At 54.8% G+C, this 18,613-nt stretch carries 21 protein-coding genes, 1 tRNA gene and 1 other RNA gene; 10 read left to right on the top strand and 13 right to left on the bottom strand.

Features of this window, described 5'->3' with window-relative positions:
- Positions 1-164: 164 nt before the first annotated feature.
- The 4 genes from SYNCC9902_RS07865 to SYNCC9902_RS12735 all read left to right on the top strand — a co-directional run bounded on the left by SYNCC9902_RS07865 (position 165) and on the right by SYNCC9902_RS12735 (position 2,476).
- Positions 165-1,205 carry a transcriptional regulator gene (locus tag SYNCC9902_RS07865; protein ID WP_232179202.1) on the top strand — a complete coding sequence of 347 codons (1,041 nt, stop codon included), beginning with the start codon at positions 165-167 and terminating at the stop codon, positions 1,203-1,205.
- A gap of 178 nt (positions 1,206-1,383) precedes the next feature.
- Positions 1,384-1,680, top strand: coding sequence for a hypothetical protein (locus tag SYNCC9902_RS07860; RefSeq protein ID WP_156771107.1), 297 nt, complete (start codon positions 1,384-1,386; stop codon positions 1,678-1,680).
- A 355-nt stretch (positions 1,681-2,035) separates the two neighbouring features.
- Positions 2,036-2,299, top strand: a complete 264-nt coding sequence (locus tag SYNCC9902_RS07850) for a hypothetical protein (protein WP_011360331.1) — start codon at positions 2,036-2,038, stop codon at positions 2,297-2,299.
- Positions 2,300-2,476: a hypothetical protein gene (locus tag SYNCC9902_RS12735; protein ID WP_198001731.1), complete on the top strand. Its 177-nt coding sequence runs from the start codon at positions 2,300-2,302 to the stop codon at positions 2,474-2,476.
- An 82-nt stretch (positions 2,477-2,558) separates the two neighbouring features.
- Here the strand turns inward: SYNCC9902_RS12735 and SYNCC9902_RS07845 are convergent, their stop codons facing one another.
- Entirely contained in the window at positions 2,559-2,828 is a 270-nt protein-coding gene (locus SYNCC9902_RS07845) for a hypothetical protein (RefSeq protein ID WP_011360330.1), read from the bottom strand.
- Between the two features lie 63 nt (positions 2,829-2,891).
- Here SYNCC9902_RS07845 and SYNCC9902_RS07840 point away from each other — a divergent pair, with 63 nt between their 5' ends.
- Together SYNCC9902_RS07840 and SYNCC9902_RS07835 are read left to right on the top strand one after the other, a co-directional pair.
- Entirely contained in the window at positions 2,892-4,118 is a 1,227-nt protein-coding gene (locus SYNCC9902_RS07840) for a glycosyltransferase (RefSeq protein WP_041425122.1), read from the top strand.
- Between the two features lie 31 nt (positions 4,119-4,149).
- A complete protein-coding gene (locus SYNCC9902_RS07835) occupies positions 4,150-4,908 on the top strand; it encodes a sugar transferase (RefSeq protein WP_011360328.1) in 759 nt (252 codons plus the stop codon).
- A gap of 27 nt (positions 4,909-4,935) precedes the next feature.
- Here SYNCC9902_RS07835 and cbiB read toward each other — a convergent pair whose 3' ends face one another.
- The 5 genes from cbiB to SYNCC9902_RS07810 form a co-directional block, all read right to left on the bottom strand.
- A complete protein-coding gene (gene cbiB, locus SYNCC9902_RS07830) occupies positions 4,936-5,916 on the bottom strand; it encodes an adenosylcobinamide-phosphate synthase CbiB (protein ID WP_011360327.1) in 981 nt (326 codons plus the stop codon).
- 28 nt (positions 5,917-5,944) lie between these two features.
- Positions 5,945-6,940, bottom strand: a complete 996-nt coding sequence (gene ilvC, locus SYNCC9902_RS07825) for a ketol-acid reductoisomerase (RefSeq protein ID WP_011360326.1) — start codon at positions 6,938-6,940, stop codon at positions 5,945-5,947.
- Between the two features lie 61 nt (positions 6,941-7,001).
- Positions 7,002-7,604 (bottom strand): ATP-dependent Clp protease proteolytic subunit, encoded by a 603-nt coding sequence (locus tag SYNCC9902_RS07820; protein ID WP_011360325.1) that lies wholly within the window; start codon positions 7,602-7,604, stop codon positions 7,002-7,004.
- 45 nt (positions 7,605-7,649) lie between these two features.
- The gene (locus SYNCC9902_RS07815; RefSeq protein ID WP_011360324.1) at positions 7,650-8,321 is read right to left on the bottom strand and encodes an ATP-dependent Clp protease proteolytic subunit; all 672 of its coding nucleotides are present in this window, start codon (positions 8,319-8,321) and stop codon (positions 7,650-7,652) included.
- 29 nt (positions 8,322-8,350) lie between these two features.
- A complete protein-coding gene (locus SYNCC9902_RS07810) occupies positions 8,351-9,517 on the bottom strand; it encodes a PIN/TRAM domain-containing protein (protein WP_011360323.1) in 1,167 nt (388 codons plus the stop codon).
- A gap of 39 nt (positions 9,518-9,556) precedes the next feature.
- On the opposite strand from SYNCC9902_RS07810, the gene hemW reads away from it, so the two are divergent.
- The gene (hemW, locus tag SYNCC9902_RS07805; RefSeq protein ID WP_011360322.1) at positions 9,557-10,759 is read left to right on the top strand and encodes a radical SAM family heme chaperone HemW; all 1,203 of its coding nucleotides are present in this window, start codon (positions 9,557-9,559) and stop codon (positions 10,757-10,759) included.
- Here hemW and panB read toward each other — a convergent pair.
- Complete coding sequence (panB, locus tag SYNCC9902_RS07800; protein WP_011360321.1) at positions 10,686-11,498, bottom strand: 3-methyl-2-oxobutanoate hydroxymethyltransferase; 813 nt, start codon at positions 11,496-11,498, stop codon at positions 10,686-10,688. The two genes, hemW and panB, sit on opposite strands and share 74 nt — an antisense overlap.
- A gap of 43 nt (positions 11,499-11,541) precedes the next feature.
- Here panB and ffs point away from each other — a divergent pair.
- Positions 11,542-11,638: signal recognition particle sRNA small type (gene ffs / locus SYNCC9902_RS12140), an RNA gene on the top strand.
- Between the two features lie 14 nt (positions 11,639-11,652).
- Here the strand turns inward: ffs and ftsZ are convergent.
- The 6 genes from ftsZ to SYNCC9902_RS07770 all read right to left on the bottom strand — a co-directional run bounded on the left by ftsZ (position 11,653) and on the right by SYNCC9902_RS07770 (position 16,856).
- Complete coding sequence (gene ftsZ, locus SYNCC9902_RS07795) at positions 11,653-12,798, bottom strand: cell division protein FtsZ (protein ID WP_011360320.1); 1,146 nt, start codon at positions 12,796-12,798, stop codon at positions 11,653-11,655.
- A gap of 85 nt (positions 12,799-12,883) precedes the next feature.
- Positions 12,884-13,741 carry a cell division protein FtsQ/DivIB gene (locus SYNCC9902_RS07790; RefSeq protein ID WP_232179201.1) on the bottom strand — a complete coding sequence of 286 codons (858 nt, stop codon included), beginning with the start codon at positions 13,739-13,741 and terminating at the stop codon, positions 12,884-12,886.
- Positions 13,738-14,148, bottom strand: coding sequence for a hypothetical protein (locus SYNCC9902_RS07785; RefSeq protein ID WP_011360318.1), 411 nt, complete (start codon positions 14,146-14,148; stop codon positions 13,738-13,740). The genes SYNCC9902_RS07790 and SYNCC9902_RS07785 overlap by 4 nt, the downstream gene beginning before the upstream one ends.
- Positions 14,149-14,170: 22 nt before the next feature.
- Positions 14,171-15,223 carry a D-alanine--D-alanine ligase family protein gene (locus SYNCC9902_RS07780; protein ID WP_011360317.1) on the bottom strand — a complete coding sequence of 351 codons (1,053 nt, stop codon included), beginning with the start codon at positions 15,221-15,223 and terminating at the stop codon, positions 14,171-14,173.
- A gap of 39 nt (positions 15,224-15,262) precedes the next feature.
- Positions 15,263-16,681 (bottom strand): tRNA (N6-isopentenyl adenosine(37)-C2)-methylthiotransferase MiaB, encoded by a 1,419-nt coding sequence (miaB, locus tag SYNCC9902_RS07775; RefSeq protein WP_011360316.1) that lies wholly within the window; start codon positions 16,679-16,681, stop codon positions 15,263-15,265.
- 102 nt (positions 16,682-16,783) lie between these two features.
- Positions 16,784-16,856, bottom strand: a tRNA-His gene (locus SYNCC9902_RS07770).
- A 42-nt stretch (positions 16,857-16,898) separates the two neighbouring features.
- On the opposite strand from SYNCC9902_RS07770, the gene SYNCC9902_RS07765 reads away from it, so the two are divergent.
- Both SYNCC9902_RS07765 and SYNCC9902_RS07760 read left to right on the top strand, forming a co-directional pair.
- The gene (locus SYNCC9902_RS07765) at positions 16,899-17,330 is read left to right on the top strand and encodes a DUF4359 domain-containing protein (protein ID WP_011360315.1); all 432 of its coding nucleotides are present in this window, start codon (positions 16,899-16,901) and stop codon (positions 17,328-17,330) included.
- Complete coding sequence (locus SYNCC9902_RS07760) at positions 17,327-18,592, top strand: amidohydrolase family protein (RefSeq protein ID WP_011360314.1); 1,266 nt, start codon at positions 17,327-17,329, stop codon at positions 18,590-18,592. Before SYNCC9902_RS07765 ends, SYNCC9902_RS07760 begins: the two co-directional genes overlap by 4 nt.
- Positions 18,593-18,613 lie beyond the last annotated feature (21 nt).

The following is an 18,613-nucleotide window of genomic DNA, read 5'->3' as shown; positions in this document are numbered from 1 at the left end:
GATTCAAGGAATCCACGGCTGATCTGTCCAGGGTCTCGGGGACTCAGCGCAAAACAACTGAGAGTGAGGCGGTTAAGAACAGCCCGATCTGTTGCAATAAGTTTCTTGCCACAGACACTCTTCGGATCGATTATGTGAGCAAGGCCGGTAAATCATCCTCTCGGATGATTCGTACCGAGGAGGTATATGAATATGACGATGGAGTTTTCGTTTTAAGGGCCTGGTGCTCCCTCCGAAAAGATCACCGAACATTTGTTAGTTCGCGTATCCAGTCATGTTGGGATGCATTTAGTCAAGACCCCGTCAGTGACTTGCTGGCGCGTCTTAAGAAGGCCTCGTCGTTGGATCCTGGGAACGTTGCCCATGAAGTGCTGACTCACTGCTCCTTAGAAATTCCGATTGCCATTAACTCCCTGATGAAATCATCAGGACACAAGAGCTATGACAAGCGATTTGTTCAAGGGGCGAAGAAGCGTGCCTTAGTTCGTTGGATTCTTGGTAAACCAAGGGCATTATCGCTTCTTCAAACATTGCCGTTGGAACAACGCGGTGATGTTGAGGAGATTGTCGAGCGAACGATTGGTGATACCAAGGTCACCACCAGTACGTATCACTCCTGTGTGGGTGCTTTGCAAAAAACCCGATACACCCCTCATCTTGAGTTCAGGCGTGAAGAGTTGATTCTGTTTATCGCTGAGGCGATGGTGGGTGATCCCGCAAAAGATTCTGTTGTGAATGTATTAAAACAGGATTTGCTTGACCCTTCATTTCGAATCAAACCTGGTTTGGATGATCTTGAAGAGTTTCATAAGGAAATCAAGAAACTCAAAAAAGATTCCGATAAAGCAAAGAAAAAATATAAATGCAAAAACAAACCCAAGACTGTTTCCTCGAACTACCGCCTCTATGAGAGAGGCCAGCCCGTGCGTGTCTTGGCGATTGATGAGGCGCTGCGCCAGCTCAAGGTTTGTGTTGAGTCGGAGCGTTTCCTTCTCGGTAAAGCTGAGTTTGAGCAAAGGGTGATGGATGCTGTCTCTGCTGAGTTCACAACCAAGGATGTTGAGGGTGAGATGTTTTCAAAACGTCTGGGTGAAGGTCTCAGTACTGCCTATTGTGCATTTGGACTTCGTAAATACAATTCATCGTGGTTTACAGATTCCTATGGTAAAGAGTGGCTTGATCTGAAGACTCGCTCCAGTTCATAGAAGCTTATTGTGGAGTATTTCTTGAGATTTAATCGCTTATTGCTATTGCAAGAAAAACACTTTTTAAATTTTGAATTGTGTAATGTCTTATAAGCCATTTTATCGAATTTATCTGCAACCAACGCAGTCTCGACTGTTCTTTTCGTTTGTCACGTATACGCCGCAAACGAGGGATCAAATGATTCGCTGTGGCGACTTGCGGGATGATGAGGAATATATCAATCAAGTTGTTTGTGATTTCCTTCTTTTTATTGCAGAAGGGATTCTTGATGTGAGATTTACAAGTGATTTCCCGATTCAATATGACGATGTCATGATTGTTTGTTCTCGTCAGCGTGGTCGGGGAGTTCAACATGAGTACCTTCTTGGCATTCAAGCTGAGCGCCTAACAAATTCTGGATCAGAACTTCTTGATCTTCTCGGCAATGTGCTGTCAAGCCCACTATGGGAAGGGTTTGTGAAGCGTAGGGATTGAAAGAATCTGCTTATCTTAAGGAGATGATCAGATAAAAAGTCAACATGAGTGTAGTGAATCCTCCAAGCCAAAATGTTGCAACAAAGAGTAAATGCTTTTTCATTGAATATCAGGATGTTCAATTCTGAGTGGTGCGTTGTTTGTTTTTGCGTCGAACTCTTTCAGGGCTGGTTTGGTTGTCTGATCGATTGAGGCTGGTGGCTGATGGCGTTCCTCCTCTGGCGAGATCGTTTCGGCTGCACTACGAAGTAGGTCTCCGGTAATGCGTCTTGCTTGGGGGGATGTGAAGAGTAGATATCCAAGGACCATACCAATGAAAATTTTTAACATTTTTGCAGTTCTTCTGTGTTGATCATTGCTGACGCTCGTCAGAGATTTATCTCTGTTTGTCTACGCGTCTATTGTAAATCTAGACTGTACTAGTCACAATGATTGTGTCGACCTTTTTAATGAAATGACTGCTGATTCGCCCAAGGGTAAGGAGTATTGGATGGATGAAATTGCTTTTCTTGAGGCTCGTCTGAACGGTAGTCAGGGGGATATTGATGGAGATGATCGAAAGGCCTGCGAAGAGGCTTTAAAAGTGGCAAAAGTGAATCTTTCTGCCGGAAAGCAATGAATGGAATTTTTTACTGAATCCAATCACCGCCTCGATCGAGAGCAAGCCATTGCCTTACTCGTCTCGCTTGTGGCCTTCGACGCTAATTCTGAAAAGAAATGGAGAGGATTTTATAACTCTTTGACTCTTGAACAACTTTTAGTGGAATGGAGTGAATGCTGGGATCCTGAAGGCTGAGGTGGCGGGATATGTCCCCGATGGGATTGCTGGTTCGATTGAAGAATGGCCATTGATGAACCATTGGCTTGTACGGACTTGATCAAGAATGAAAAAGAAGCACAAGTCCCTGTTCCACTTGGTGAAATTCGCGTTCTTCGCGGCTGAGGTCCAAGCCCACTGTTAATCCTTCCTTCAGAGCATCCTCGAAGGGGGGAGTGCTCGGCGTATTGGTTTCCGTCCAAAGGGCAGCGATTCCGATGGCGGTTGCGTGCCATCGGAATCGGCTGGTTGTGCCGATGTCCGGTTCGTTCAACGCCTCCTCAAGGAGGGTGTTGATCGTTAGGTTCGAGCTGTACATGTTCACCAGCATCGTGAGCTCCTAAGGACCCTGCAACGAGCTGAGAGAATTTGTATGGATACTTCGTCAAAGATCATGTCGCCGGCCTCCGATGCGTTGCCCCGGCGCATTGCTCTTGTTCATGAATGGTTTACCCCTCGATCAACCGGTGGGGCTGAGCTGGTGGTTGAGGCATTGGATCGCTTGCTAACCGATCTCGAGCGACAACCCATTCTGGCGGCTCTCGTTGATGGTGAAAGCAAACGCCGAGGTAGTTGGTTGTCGGGCCGTTCAATCCGCACCAGTGCAATTCAGCATTTGCCGTGGGGAGTGAGCCATGTGCAGCAATATCTGCCACTCCTTCCGATGGCGATTGAGCAAATTGATCTTGGCGATGCTGATTTGGTGATCAGCAGTAGTCACCTTGTCGGGAAAGGGGTGCTCACCTCGCCGGACCAACTCCATATCAGTTATGTGCACACGCCGGTCCGTTATGCCTGGGACCAGATGCATGCCTACCTCCAGCGCTCAGCCTTGGCTCGACGGGGGCTAGGGCCCCTCATTCGCTGGCAATTGCATGCGTTGCGGCAATGGGATCAACTCAGTGCCCAGCGTGTGGACCATCTCATTGCCAACTCTCGCTTTACCGCCCGTCGGATTCGCAAGTTCTGGGGACGTGAGGCTGAGGTGATTCATCCCCCCGTCGATGTGGCGCGCTTTCGTTGGCAGTCCCCACGCGACGACACGTTTCTCTGTGTTTGTCGATTGGTTCCTTACAAACGCGTTGATTTGGTTGTTGAGGCATTCAATCGGCTTGGTCTTCCTCTATTGGTTGTTGGCGATGGCCCAGAGCGCGCGCGCTTGGAGGCGCTCGCAGGGTCCAACATCACCCTTTTAGGGCGTCAGTCCCAACACCAGGTGGAAACGTTGATGTCGCGCTGTCGCGCCTTTGTATACGCCGGGCTTGAAGATTTCGGGATTGCGCCAGTTGAAGCCATGGCGGCAGGGGCTCCAGTCATCGGCCTCGGTCGTGGTGGCTTGCTCGATACGGTGCGTTGCGCTGCAGCAGGCTGTTCACAGCCCACTGGTGTGCTTTTCCCCGACCAATCGGTGGAGTCGGTGATCCAGGCCGTTCAGTGGTTTCAGCAGCATCGGCTTGAGTCGTTCCATGCAGAGAGCATCAGGTCTTGGGCCGAACGTTTTCGTCCGGAAGCGTTTGCGGCCCGTTTTGAGGCGTCCATGCGTCGGTCATGGGCAGGTCACCAGATGCGCTGTGCCGTTGCGGCGAGTGACCCCGCCAAGGTGCCAGGGCTGTTCTCCTGACGTTGAGTGTGTTGAGACGCAAACTGAGCCTTTGACGACGGCCCCCCGGCCTTCTCTGCGTAAAACCACCGGTTTGGGAATCGGGCGGGGGGCTTATCGCCCCCATTTGGCTGTGATATCAGGCCCGCCTTCCACCCTCACCGCGGAATCATTGATTCGCCAGCAGAGCAGAAAAGGACGGGGACTGAAGCGCACTGGAGATGTGGTGTTTTCCCTGGCTGTTTTGGGCTTGGGTTCACCTGTTCTTCTTCTTCTGGCTTGTTTAATCAAACTCAGCTCACCTGGCCCCGTCTTTTACGTTCAGCGACGTGTGGGTCGGGATTATCAACGTTTTGGTTGCATCAAGTTCCGCACGATGCGCCCTGACGCTGATGTTGTGCTTGCGAAGGTTTTGTCGGAGGATCCCGAACTTAGAGCTGAATATGAACGAGATTTCAAGCTCAAGAGCGACCCTCGAATCACTTGGGTCGGAAAGTTTCTAAGACGTTCGAGCCTTGACGAATTACCGCAATTCATCAATGTTCTGCGCGGAGAAATGAGTGTCGTTGGCCCGCGGCCGATTGTCGACAAAGAATTGACTCGTTACGGACCTTATATGGATGAAGTGGCGGCTGTGCGTCCTGGTCTCACTGGTCTTTGGCAGGTCAGTGGTCGCAACAATCTCAGTTACAAAAAGCGTGTCAAACTCGATTTGGCTTACGCCCGAGGTCGTTCATTCGTCCTTGATTTCGCCATCATTCTTCGCACCTTCGGAGTGTTGTTGTTGCCTATGGATCGTGGCGCTTATTAAGGCATTCGTCTGACAACTGTCTCAAGCTCACCAGATCAAGATCATCCCAAGAAGCCAGAAGAGCTCGAGCTTTAGGTTGAGGTTCAGTACCCGCGTAATTGCGGTTCGATCGGGTGACGGGCAGTGTTCAGCCAAGATCGGTTTATCGACCCAGTTGGCTCCATAGCGATTGCGGCCTCCGAGGCGAATGCCGGCGCAATGAGCGAAGCTCGCTTCCGAGCGGCCTGCATTTGGCGATGGATCAGGGGCTCCATCGTGCTCCGCAGCTCGGACCAACTCAGTCCATCGGCTCCATGGCTGCGCGACGAGCGGCAACGTCACCATCACTATTCGGCAGGGAATCCAGGTGAGGAGATCGTCGAGACGAGCTCCAGCGGTGCCCATCCAGTAGAGGCGACCCGTTCGGTATCCGAGCATGGAATCCAAGGTGCTGCTTGCTTTAAAGGCCCAAGCCAGGGCTAATGGACCGGGGAGATTGGGGCTGATTCCCCAAAGGGCCAATCCGAGGAGCATCCAAAACAGCGGTGCAAACAGGCCATCTACAGCATTTTCCGAAGCACTTTCCGCTGTTGCTCGAAGAATCTCCTGCTCATTGAGTTCGCAAACATCACGGCCCACAATCCAGCTGAGTCGTTGGCGGGCTGTCGCGAGATCTCCCTCGCCGAGTGACGTTGGCAATGCCTTAACCACGGCACTCACACTGGATCGCAAGCTTCGGGCGGCAAGGGCACTGGCCAAACCAATCAACAGCAGGCTCCAGCCCAATGCATGGATGGGTGATGGAGCAAAACACAAGCGCTCGATCGTCCATCCCACGGTGCCGCTACCCAGCACCACCCCCAGGGTGATCACTCCACCCCCAAGCCTGAGGGCTATGGGATTGTCACCCACCACCCTTTCCAACAGGGTTCGCGTTTGCCCGATGAACCAGCCCATCACCACAACGGGATGCACAATCTGGGCTGGATCTCCGATCAACCAATCCAGCCCGGCGGCGGCCGCAACCACCCAAATTCCGGGCTGAACAATGATCAAATCAGGCGTCTTTCAGCCAGCTGAACATCGACCGAAGCCCCTTGCCAACCTTCTCAATGGGATGTTGGGCATCGCGATCCCGGATCTTTTTCATTTCAGGTTTTCCTGCATCGCATTCCGCTACGAAGTTCCTCGCGAATGTTCCGTCTTGGATGTCCGCCAGTACTCGCTTCATTTCGGCTTTGGTGTCGGCCGTGATCAAGCGTGGTCCACTCACGTAGTCGCCATATTCGGCGGTGTTGGAGATGGAATCCCGCATGGATGTGAGCCCGCCCTTCACCATCAGGTCCACGATCAGCTTCACTTCATGCATGCACTCGAAGTAAGCCAATTCAGGCTGATACCCAGCTTCAACCAACGTTTCGAAGCCCGCCTTCACGAGTTCTGAGAGGCCTCCGCAAAGGACGGCTTGTTCACCGAAGAGGTCGGTTTCTGTTTCTTCCTTGAAGTTGGTTTCAAGAATGCCGGCCCGAGTTCCACCGATGCCTTTGGCGTAGGCCATTGTTAGGCCCCGTGCATTGCCAGAGGCGTCCTGTTCGATCGCAAAGAGGGCCGGAACGCCTTGCCCGTTTTGATATTCCCAGCGCACGGTGTGACCTGGACCCTTTGGCGCGATCATCACCACATCGACATCAGCCGGGGGCTTGATCAGCTCGAAACGGATGTTGAATCCGTGAGCGAAGCTCAGAACTTTGCCGCTCTTGAGGTGGGGAGCAATCTCTTTCTCGTAAACGTCCTTCTGGAATTCATCAGGAAGCAGCACCATGATCCAGTCCGCCTTGGCGGAGGCCTCGGCCACGGTTAAAACCTCAAGCCCGTCGGCTTTGGCTTTCTCCGCCGAGCGACTGCCCTCATACAGACCCACGACGACGTTGACGCCGCTGTCCTTGAGGTTGAGGGCGTGGGCGTGGCCTTGGGAGCCATAGCCAATGATCGCTACGGTCTTGCCATTTAGCAGACCAAGATCGGCGTCGGAGTCGTAAAAGAGCTGGGCCATCCGGGGCGGGTTTGCAAAGCGAAGCAGTGCAAAAGCTTACGCAGGCACCGTCTGATTTGGCTCAGGCTTCGGTCGGGTGAGAAATCACACGGTCGATGAGGCCGTACGCCATGGCTTCTTCAGCGCTCAAGAAGTAGTCGCGGTCCGTGTCCTTTTCGATTTTCTCGAATGTCTGACCACTCATGTCTGCCAAAGAGTGGTTGAGCATGTCTTTCATTCGGAGGATTTCACGTGCCTCGATTTCAATGTCGCTGGCCTGACGACGACTCGTACCACCCAAGGGTTGGTGGATCATGATCCGACTGTGGGGCAGAGCCACCCGCTTGCCTTTCGTACCGGCCGCCAATAGGAAAGCCCCCATGGAGGCGGCGAGACCCACGCAAATTGTGACCACCTCACTTTTGACGTATTGGATGGTGTCGTAGATCGCTAAGCCTGCGGTGACGGAGCCACCTGGGGAATTGATGTACAGATAGATCGGTTTGCTGCTGTCCTCAGAGTCGAGGTAGAGCATTTGTGCAACGAGGCTGTTGGCAATGCCGTCGTTGACCTCAGATCCGAGGAAAAGGATTCTTTCCACACCAAGACGGGTGTAGATGTCGACCCAGCGCTCCATTTGGCTGCCGGGAAGACGATAAGGAACGCTGGGAGTACCGATCGGCATGGGTCAGGTCGGGGAAGTGGTGAAAAAAATGGATATCGAAAACGATTAGTTGGCTGTTGTGGAGCCAGGGAGGTCTTTACGGCTACTCAAGACCCTGTCGATGAGGCCGAATTCGACGGCTTCGTGGGGGGTGAGGTAACTCATCCTGTCGGAATTTTTGCTCAACTCTTCGACGGTGCGCCCCGTGTTGTTGGAGAGGATCTCGAGCATGGCTTGCTTGTTATGCAAAACCTCTTTGGCTCTGATCTGGATGTCGGTCGCCTGCCCCTGAGCGCCACTGCGAGGCTGATGCAAAACGATGGACGAATGGGGCAGAGCAGCCCGCTGACCCTTGGTTCCGGCAGACAGAATCACTGCCGCGGTTCCCATGGCCTGGCCGATACAAATCGTGTGTACGGGAGGTTTGACGTAGCGAAGGGTGTCGCAGATGGCGAAAGCCTCTGTTTCAAAGCCAATGGCATCACCCGAGTACCAACTCGTTCCCGTCGAATTGATATAGAAATAAATTGGCTTTTCTGGATCATCAAATTCCAGAAAAAGCAGCTGGGCAATAATTAATTCAGTGACATCGATGCCCATTTGACGCTTGGCATCGTCATCGGAGAAAAGTGGGAGCCCCAAATAAACAATCCGTTCTTTGAGAAGCAAAGAAGGGAGATCGGGAGGAGGCGTTCTCATTGCGGCGCCGTCGCCGTAATAAGGAGCAGACGTGGTCATTTCCTCGCATCATCTCGAGTGAAAAAAGCCTAGCGGGGGTCGATGGGTCGTTGAGTCGTGGTTTGATCAGTTTTGGTCTTGGCCTCGGTCTTGCCCTGACTTTTTCCCTTACTAGTGGTTTTGCTGTCTTTGTTGGTCTCGAGCCGACCAAACACCATGCGACCGGTTGGTGTTTGTAAGGCACCGGTTACCACGACAGGACGACGCTGACCAATGAGTTCCCGCGCATCATTGATCACCACCATCGTTCCGTCTTCGAGGTAGCCAACTCCTTGGCTGGATTCTTTGCCTTCCCGAACGATTTTTAAATTGAGTTCATCACCGGGTTGTACTTCTGGGCGAAGCGCAATGACTAGCTCACTCAGATTCATCACTTTGAGGGATTTCACTTGAGCGACTTGGGCCAGGTTGAAGTCTGCTGTTACCAAAGTTCCGCCGGTATCGCCTGCGAGCTGAAGCAATCGGTCGTCGGTGCCTTTGCCGTCGTACCGGGTGCTGTTGATCACCAGCCTGCGGCCATAGGTTTCACGTAAATCTCTCAGTAATTTCAGTCCTCGTCGCCCTTTAGCCCGTTTTTCGATGTTGGTGGAATCCGACAGTTGCTGCATCTCATCGATCACAGACTCCGCAACGATCACCTGACCTTCCAACAGGCCACAGGCGAGCATGCCGCGAATCCGTCCATCGATGATCACGCTTGTATCGAGGATTTTTGCGGTGGCAGGGGTGAGCACCCCATCGGCCACAAGAAGCGCCTCTGTGCTTGCTGGGTTGAATAGTCGAAGCAGGGTGCGACCGTGCACTTCGGCAAGGTTGCTTCCCAAAATTCCGAAAAACACATTGCTAACGACTGCCAGAAGTGGCTTCACTAAGGCAACGCCGCCAGAGAAAGGCAGCAGCAAAACTGGAAGCAGCAACAAGTTGGCTACCAGCAAGCCCAGGATTAATCCCAAGGCTCGGCTCACGAGCAGGTCGGTCGGCATCGTGCGGACCTGCTGCATCAGGCTGATCCGCAGCCTTTTGAAGACCAATCCAGCGATCAATCCGATGCCACCGCCTGACGCGGTCAGGATCAAACGAAGTTGTTCCGCATCGGTGGTTTCATTCACCACCCCGATCGGAAGGAGATGAATTCCCATCCACCCAGCGGCTGAGCCAGAGAGGATGAACAGCAGCAGGATGAGCGGATCCACCATGGGTTCAGGTCGTGGCAGCTCAGTCCGAATAATCGAAGCATGCCTTATCCCGCTCCACCTCGCAGCGCCTACCTCCACATTCCCTTCTGCCACCGTCGCTGTTACTACTGCGACTTTGCTGTTGTTCCCCTCGGAGATCGGGCCCGCGGTGGCCAGGGACCAGGGAGTGCTTCGATCCAAAGTTATCTCCAGGTCTTGCATCACGAGATCGCTTCTGCGCCAAAGGGTCCACCGCTTTCAACGGTGTACTTCGGTGGCGGAACTCCATCGCTTTTAAGCCCAGCTCAGATCGCCGAGTTACTGGGTCAGCTTCGGTTGCGTTATGGCCTGCAAGAAGGTGCGGAAATCACCCTGGAGATGGATCCCGCCAGTTTTGATCAGCATCAGCTGAAGGAAGTTTTGGCCTTTGGGGTGAATCGGATCAGTCTTGGAGGGCAAAGTTTTGACGATGGGGTCTTGGAACAATTGGGTCGACGCCATCGCTCCAAGGATCTTTTAGAGGCCTGCGAATGGATGGACGATGCCCATCGGTCTGGTGAACTGAGCTCCTGGAGCTTGGATTTGATTCAGAGCCTCCCTGGGCAGACCCTTGAGGACTGGTGCCATCAATTGAATCAGGCCATCGCCTGTGGATCGCCTCATATCTCGATCTACGACCTTTCTGTTGAACCTGGAACCGTTTTCCACCACAGGCTTCATCACGGTGACCTGACCTTGCCCGACGACGATGTTTCGTGCGATCTGATGGCACTGACATCCTCGCGCCTATCCGAAGCGGGTTTTCGCCGCTACGAAATTTCGAACCATGCAAGACCTGGCCATGCATCGCGGCACAACCGGGTGTATTGGAGCGGATCCGGTTGGTGGGGATTTGGCATGGGGGCAACATCCGCCCCATGGGGAGAACGCGTCGCTCGACCGCGGACCCGTGAGGCCTATTCAGCGTGGTTAAACGATCCTCGCGAACCGGAGGGTGGATTCGGAGTGCCCCTCGATGAGCAGCTGCTGGTGGGCTTGCGGCGTGAGGAGGGAATGGATTTGACTGCATTCGATCTGAGCTCTGCTCAGATCACATCCTTGGAAGAGCGATGGGCTCCATTCCTCAAAGAGGGATTGATGCAGCGGCGTGCCGGTCGCTGGTGTTTAAAAGATCCAGAGGGGATGGCCCTCAGCAATCGGGTTCTGCTTGAGGTGGTGCTGTGGTGGGAGAGCTGCTCTGGTGCTCCTGTATCCAGCCCCTGAGGGCCTCAATACAAAGCTGGCGTCCATTCAATTGGGGGGGGCTGAATGGAGGTTGATGTGGGGTCAGGCCCAAGAGATCTGCTGTGACACGGACCTGCCCATCGCAGTCGTCTCCGGCGCCAATGCCAATCACAGGAATTCCGAGCTCATGCCTTGCTCGCGCGGCCAGCTCACTGGGGACATGCTCCAGCACGAGGGCAAAACAACCTGTTTTTTCCAGGGTCAAGGCCTGTTCGATCAGCCGGTCTTGACTCACTGGATCCAGGGCTTGGCGTCGGTACCCCAAACGATGCACCGCTTGAGGCGTCAGGCCCAAGTGACCCATGACCGGGATGCCCATTCGCACTAGCCGGTCCACCACAGCCACGATCTCGGGATCTGCTCCCTCTAGTTTCACCGCCGCTGCGGAGGATTCTTTGAGCAGTTTTCCTGCGGCAGCCACAGCAAGGTCTGGACCGCATTGATAGCTAAGGAAGGGCAAGTCACAAACGAGCAGCGGCTGCTGGTCATGGGATGCCGTAAACCCTCTGGCTACAGCCAGGGTGTGATGCAGCATTTGATCGAGGGTGACTGGCAGCGTTGTGGCATGGCCCAGCGCCACCATCCCCAACGAATCACCCACCAAAACCACGTCGGCCCCAGCCGCCTCAACGAGGGCAGCCGACAAGCAATCCCAAGCCGTCAGCATGGTGATTGGGCGTCCGCTCTGCTTGAAACGGATCAGGTCGAAGGGACGCATGAAACTTTTGCTCTCCCCTGCATCACATTGCTAGCATCGCAGTGACTCGGACCCATGCGGTTCTGACGCCCAAATCTGGTCAGGACCGGAAGGTAGCAGCCACACGGGATGCTCAGGACAGGCGTGGACTCCGGGTCACCAAACAATGCTGATATCAGCTCTGGTTTTCGGTTTCCTGTTGCCGGCGTCTTAAAAACTCAGGAATCCGGGCTCCATTTTCCTCCGCGATTTGCGGCGATAAAGGATTGCTGGAGACGCGATTTGTGCGTTCAGAGCGATAGGTCTTGTTGTTTTCGAAGCCTGTAGCGATCACGGTGACGTGAATCTCTCCTTCAAGCGCTTCATCAACGACGGCACCAACAATGATGTTGGCTTCTGGATCCACCACGTCGTAAATCACTTCAGAGGCTGTGGTCATGTCCTCAAGGGTCATGTCCTTGCCACCGCTGATGTTGATGACACAGCCCTTCGCTCCATCGATGCGTTCTGTTTCCAGAAGTGGGCTGGCGATTGCCGCTTGTGCTGCTTCGATCGCACGGGAACGACCAGACCCGATGCCAATGCCGAGAAGTGCTGTTCCGGCTTCGGTCATCACCGAGCGGACATCGGCAAAGTCAACGTTGACAAGGCCAGGGCAAGTAATGATGTCGCTAATGCCTTTGACACCCATCCGCAAAACGTCGTCAGCGCTGCGGAATGCTTCTTGAAGCGGTGAGCCTGCGATTGCATCACGGAGGCGATCGTTCGGAATCACAATCAGAGTGTCGACGTGCTCAGCTAACCGAGCAATTCCTTCATCGGCCTGGCGCATGCGCCGACGCCCTTCAAAGCTGAAGGGTTTTGTGACGATGCCGACGGTGAGGGCACCAATCTCACGGGCGACTTCCGCGACAACGGGGGCAGCACCCGTTCCTGTTCCGCCGCCCATGCCAGCCGCGATGAACACCAAATCGGCGCCTTGCAGCGAATCATGCAGATCGGTGCGGGATTCTTCCGCAGCTTTTTGGCCGATGGTGGGGTTGCCGCCGGCACCTAGTCCTCGGGTCAAGGTTTGGCCGAGTTGCAGGCGGTGAATGGCCTGCGACTGGATCAGCGCTTGCGCATCCGTATTGAGAACGCGATAAGCGACGCCATCAAGGTCGCTCAGGATCATGCGGTTCACCGCATTGCTTCCGCCACCACCGACGCCGATGACCTCGATGCGAGCCGACTGGCTGGGTTGAATACCAGCACTTTCTAAGGAGGTTCGACCGCTCGCCATCTCCATCGCTTCGGCAGATTGAGTGATGTGTGGCTGCATTATGTCTCTGAGAGCAGTTATTGGCTCGAATTAGCCTCAACTAAAGACAGGTTGATCGACGTTGAGGGAGTGCAGCGTTTCTCACTCAAGGGATTGGGGCTTCTTCAGCGGGAACAGATGTCACGGGTAGCTGAAGCTCGGGGCGGTCGGGATTTGTGAGATCGAGGTAACCCTGATTCGGCTTCAATAACTCCGGCGGCAGGGTTCGTCTCAGCTGAACGATGGCGTCAATTTGTTCATTTAATCGTCCGCGATCTTGTCCGAGGTCGATGCGACCGGTGCTGCTGGTCCGCAAGCTGATTGCTCCATCGGGATGCACCGTGATGGTTTGGAGCTTGCCTTGAAATCGGTTGCGATCTTGAAGGAGTTGGGCAATGGCGGGTCGTTGAGACAGCCTCCAGCCATGAACGGTGATGGCCGATAACGGCGTGGGCATTGTCGAGTTAGCACTGAGGGGGATCCAACGAGCGTCGGAATCGACCATTCCGCGCTCTCGTAATCCCGCTTGTTGTCGTGTCGCACGAGCCACCGGCGTTTGACGCAGCAGATGGACTTCGATGCGGGCTGGATGGAGGCGCCTTTCGACGGTTGCTGATTGCACCGGAAGGTCGCGGAGAAGTTGGCGCTCCAGCTCCGCAGGACTCAGTTGAAATAAAGGCTGAGGAAAAGACAACTGCCCCGCTTGGGCCACTTGTTCAGCTCTGAGGCCTGAATCACCGCTGATCACAATGTTGTCGATGCTGTCCATGGTCCATCCATGGCGCAACAACAACCAGCCAAGGCCGTTGCCGAGCAATAGACAAATCACCACACGCCATGTTTGAACAGCAAGCTCTCGGCGTTTGCGCTGGCGCAGTTCTCGACGCCGTGCGAGTTGCGGAGAGAGGGGACGTTGTGATCGTTCAGTGCGGGATGCCACAGTCCGGTCTGACTTCGGGGTCAAAGATCGCAGCGGGCGCGTGCCATCAGTTGGCCCCCCCAGTTTCTGGCCCGTTCGGCATCGGCAAACGGCACATCCATCTGCAAGCCTTTGCCCACCAGCCTCAGGCGACAGGGTCCTTGGGATTCGTCGGTGAGGGGTGCATCGCCCGATGCGAGGGCCATGAGTTCAACCAATTCGAGTTTGCAAACGTCGAAGCTTCCCTGATCTTGAAATTTTCCAGCTTCAAATCGGCTCCAATGGAGCTGCCCATTTTTAAGCTGTGCTCCGCCGCTGCCGTCAAGTTTGGCGAGCTCTGACCCCTTGGCCCAGGTGCGGAACAACGTCTGACGTCGACGTTCCAACCAACCAAGGGAGGCCAACAGGACGAAGGCAAATAGCAGTGGAAGCCAGAGCAGTCCGTGACTCATCGGGACAGTGGGGACGCTGCTTTCATTCTCCTGCTGATTGAACCAGTTTGTGCACGAGCTGGTCGAGTGTTACTCCACTGGCCTCCCAGAGCATGGGGTACATGCTCTGACTTGTGAAGCCGGGCAGGGTATTGATCTCATTGATCCAGAGTTGATGACTGGTGTTGTCGTAGAAAAAATCCACCCGGGCCATTCCAACAACGCCCAGTGCTGCACAGGCTTCGAGGGCTTGTTGCTGAACACGCTCTGCGACACCTTCCGGTAGCTCAGCCGGGATCACCGTTGTACTTAGTCCGGCGGTGTATTTCGTTGTGTAGTCATACCAATCCGCGTCGAAGCGAACTTCTCCAACAACAGACGATCGAAGCTGATGTCGCCCGAGAACAGCGCACTCCAGCTCTCGGGCATCAACGCCCTGTTCCACCACCAGCCGAGGGTCGAGCTGCGCCGCATGGTCGAGGCCTGTTTCCAGCTCATGACGGTTGCGCACTTTGCTGATCCCCACGGACGAGCCGAGATTCGCTGGCTTCACAAAGCATGGGTAGTGCAGTTCGGCTTCGATCCGATCCAAAACATGTTCACGCCGGGCGGAATCACCGAGATCGGAAGCATTGAGGCCGACGTAAGGCACTTGAGACAGGCCAGCACCAGCGAACGCTGCTTTCATCGCAAGCTTGTCCATGCTCACTGCTGATCCAAGGACTCCTGCACCAACAAAGGGTTGACGCATCAGCTGAAACAAGCCTTGAACAGTTCCGTCTTCTCCGTTGGGTCCATGCAAAACCGGGTACCACACCTGAACGGTTTCACTGCCCTCGGGAAGCTCTCTAAATCCTTTGGTTTCGATGGAATGAGGCGGCTCGATGGGCTTTTGACTCGCCAAGACACGATTGGCGAACGCCTCCCCCCACCAGCGACCTTCCTGGTCGATATAGAACGGAATCACGCGGTAGCGCTGACTGTTTTCACCGCTTCGCAGACCATGGATGACGGTGGTCGCTGACCGAATGGAGACCTCGTGCTCGCCGGAGTAGCCGCCAAAAACAAGACCGATCGTTGTGGGTCGCGACTCCATGGCTCAGGCTGACCCCGTGAAACAAGAGCGCCAAACGTATCAGTGCAATGCGTTACTGGGCAGGGGGGTGCCGCTCAGAGAAAAGGAACGCACCGCATCGATGCGAACGTTCACAAGATCACCAGGCTGGTAGAGATGCCCATCGGGTGATGTGGCACTGAAAAAGGTGAGCCGGTTAGTGCGTGTACGACCCATGAGTTGTTCAGGGTCCTTGGGATTGATGCCCTCGGCGAGAACCTCTTCCGTTCGACCTTGATACCGGATATTGCGTTCGCGGGCATTGCGTTCAACCAAGGCATTGATTTCCTTGAGACGCTCGACCTTCACGCTTTCTGGGAGCTGATTGTCCCAAGTAGCAGCGGGGGTATTTGGCCTTGGTGAATAGGCAGCTGTGTTCACCTGATCGAAGGCGATCTCGTCAATTAGATCCAAGGTTCGACGGTATTGGGCATCTGTTTCGCCAGGAAAACCCACAATCACATCAGCGCTAATCGAGGCATCGGGCATCCGATCGCGAATGCGGTCGATGATTCTGCGGTAGCGCTCCACGGTGTAACCACGGGCCATCGACTTCAGCAAGGCGTTATCACCGCTTTGAAAGGGGATATGAAAGTGTTCGCAGACTTTGGAAAGGTCAGCGCAGGCATCAATTAATCGTTCGGTGAAATATCTCGGATGACTCGTGGCAAACCGCAGGCGTTCAATTCCCTCGACGTCATGAACATGGTGAAGGAGATCCGTCAGGGTGTGTTCACGGCGTCCTTCCGCTGTGATCCCAGGTAAATCGCGCCCATAGGCATCAATGTTTTGTCCCAGCAGCGTGATTTCTTTAAATCCTTGGGCCGCTAAGCCCTCCATTTCAAGTCGGATCGCCTCAGGCCGACGGGATTGTTCTTGTCCACGTACGGATGGCACAACGCAGTAGGTACAGCGTTCATTGCATCCATAAATCACATTGACCCACCCGCAAATAGCGCTGTCGCGCCGGGCAGTTGTGATGTCTTCAAGGATGTGATGCTCTTCTGTGGCGACAACCTGCTGCCCGCTATCCACCTGCTGCAGAAGGGTCTCGAGGCGATTGGCGTGCTGAGGCCCCATGACGAGATCCAGCTCAGGCACACGACGGAGTAGCGATTCACCTTCTTGTTGTGCGACGCATCCAGCCACCACAAGGGTGAGGTTGGGGTTGTCCCGTTTTCGCTGAGCCTGTCGACCCAAATAGCTGTAAACCTTCTGTTCGGCGTTATCGCGGATGGTGCAGGTGTTGTAGAGAACCAAATCCGCGTCGAGTTCTGCTGTCGCTTCGCAGTACCCCATCGACTCGAGGATCCCTGCCATCCGCTCGGAGTCGGCTTTGTTCATTTGGCAGCCAAAGGTGGTAATCCAATAGCTGCGACGGTTTTGATCCAGCCCCTGTTTAGACGGTGGGGTCAACGTTTTCAGGGATGTCGCTGTCATCTCCCCATCTTCTGATATTGCGGTGCAAACCTTTTGTGGTTGATTCCTAACGCCATCCAATCCGTTCGGAAAGAAGCGATGCAAGCCAGGCTGAAAGTTGAGGGCGGATGAGGGGATTCGAACCCCCGGATGGCGGCACCACAAGCCGCTGCCTTAACCACTTGGCGACACCCGCCGTGTCGGTAAGAATCTACCAATTCGTGCCACGGCTCACCAAGTGTCCCGCTTTTTCACACGTCAGCATCCGCCCGTCACGGCATTGCTGGCGGCGAGCTTTGGTGTCGCTGGGGCTCTGGCGCTCATTTGGACCAACCCGTCCTTTGATGATTACGAAGCCCATGCCGGTGATCAGTTGGTGCTTCTCGCTACTGCAGAACTCTGCGACGAAAACGCGTTATCGATGTTGCTGCGGTTATGGGTCAAAGATTGTTCCGCTCTGGTGACATCGCAGCGAGGGGCTCTTGCTGATTTGGCCGGTCGCTTCACAACGCGTTGGAACTTCGGAATCGGCAGCTTTTATGTCACTCAACTTGAAGCTGAGACGTTGTTGCCGGGTTTGAGTCTGCCGGAGGTGGAGGTCTTAAGTCTCGGATTGGCGGGTCGTTTTGTGGTGCTGCGGGCTGAAACGAATCCGGGTACGAAGGAGTGAATCAGACCCTCAATCGATCCGACTCCCTGCAAGCCTGGATCCCGCGGGGATTGCTTGAGCTTCCGGCTGATCAATCTGTGCCGGCATGCACGCTTGAGGGTTTCACTCCTGTTCAAATCGATTGGTGTGAGGGCCTCTTGGAGGATCTACGGCCTCTAGATGCGGGTGAACCTCCACCAGCGCATGTGGTGCTGCCACGGTTTGTTGATGCCCATGTGCATCTCGATAAAGCCTTCACATGGCAGGACCATCCCAATCTTCTCGGCACCTACGAGGGGGCATTGAAGGCCAATTTGGTGGAGCATCAATCTCGCTCGACTGAGGTGGTGTTGTCCCGCGGAGAAAGGGCTCTACAGCAAGCGTTCACGCAGGGTTTGAGGGCCGTCCGTAGCCACATTGATAGTGGTGGTCCTGGCGCTGCGTCGAGTTGGGAGGCGCTTGAGCTGCTCCAAAGGCGTTGGCAGGGTCGAGTGGAGCTTCAACTGGTAGCCCTGGCGCCCCTTGCCTTTTGGACGAGCGCTGAGGCGGAATCTATGGCTAGGCGTCTCGCTCTGTGCGGTGGGTTGTTGGGCGGTGTATTGGAACCATCGATGCTTGGGCCAGCCGTGGATCAGCAGTTGAAGGCTTTGCTTCGCTTGGCTGATCGTCATGGCCTTGCGGTGGATTTGCACATTGATGAAGCCGACCATGCGCCGGCACAAGGGGTGAAACAGCTGCTTCGGGCGCTGCAGATCACTCCTGTCAGGGTGCCGATCAGCTGCAGTCATGCCAGCAGCCTTTCGCTACTGCCTCAGGCAGCGTTGCAACGGCTTGGTGAGCGCATGATGTCGGCCAATCTCCAGGTGATTGCCCTTCCCCTGACGAATGCCTGGTTGTTAGAGCGATGCTCCGACCTCACTCCACTGAAGCGGCCTCAGGCTCCCATCCGTCAACTCCAACGATCCGGTGTCCGGGTGGCCGTTGCTGGCGACAACGTCGCTGATCCCTGGTTCCCCGCTGGTGATTTCGATCCTCTGGCGTTGATGGCTGCTGCCATTCCACTCACGCAGCTTTTGCCTTGGCAGCGTCTTGGTTTGGCTCCGTTCACGACAGCGGCGGCCGGCGTTCTTGGCCTGTCTTGGGATGGTGTGCTGCGGCGGGGTGCTCCTGCCGATTTCGTGGCGGTTAAGGGAACGAGCTGGTCGGATGTCTTGCGCGGGTCGTCGTCTCGGCGTGTTCTTGTTCAAGGTGAATGGTTGTCGCCGACATTCGCGTCCATCTAACGGTTAGACACTTTGGAGTGA

It is taken from the genome of Synechococcus sp. CC9902, from assembly GCF_000012505.1.
GTDB lineage: Bacteria > Cyanobacteriota > Cyanobacteriia > PCC-6307 > Cyanobiaceae > Parasynechococcus.
This window is presented reverse-complemented; position numbering and strand designations above follow the sequence as displayed.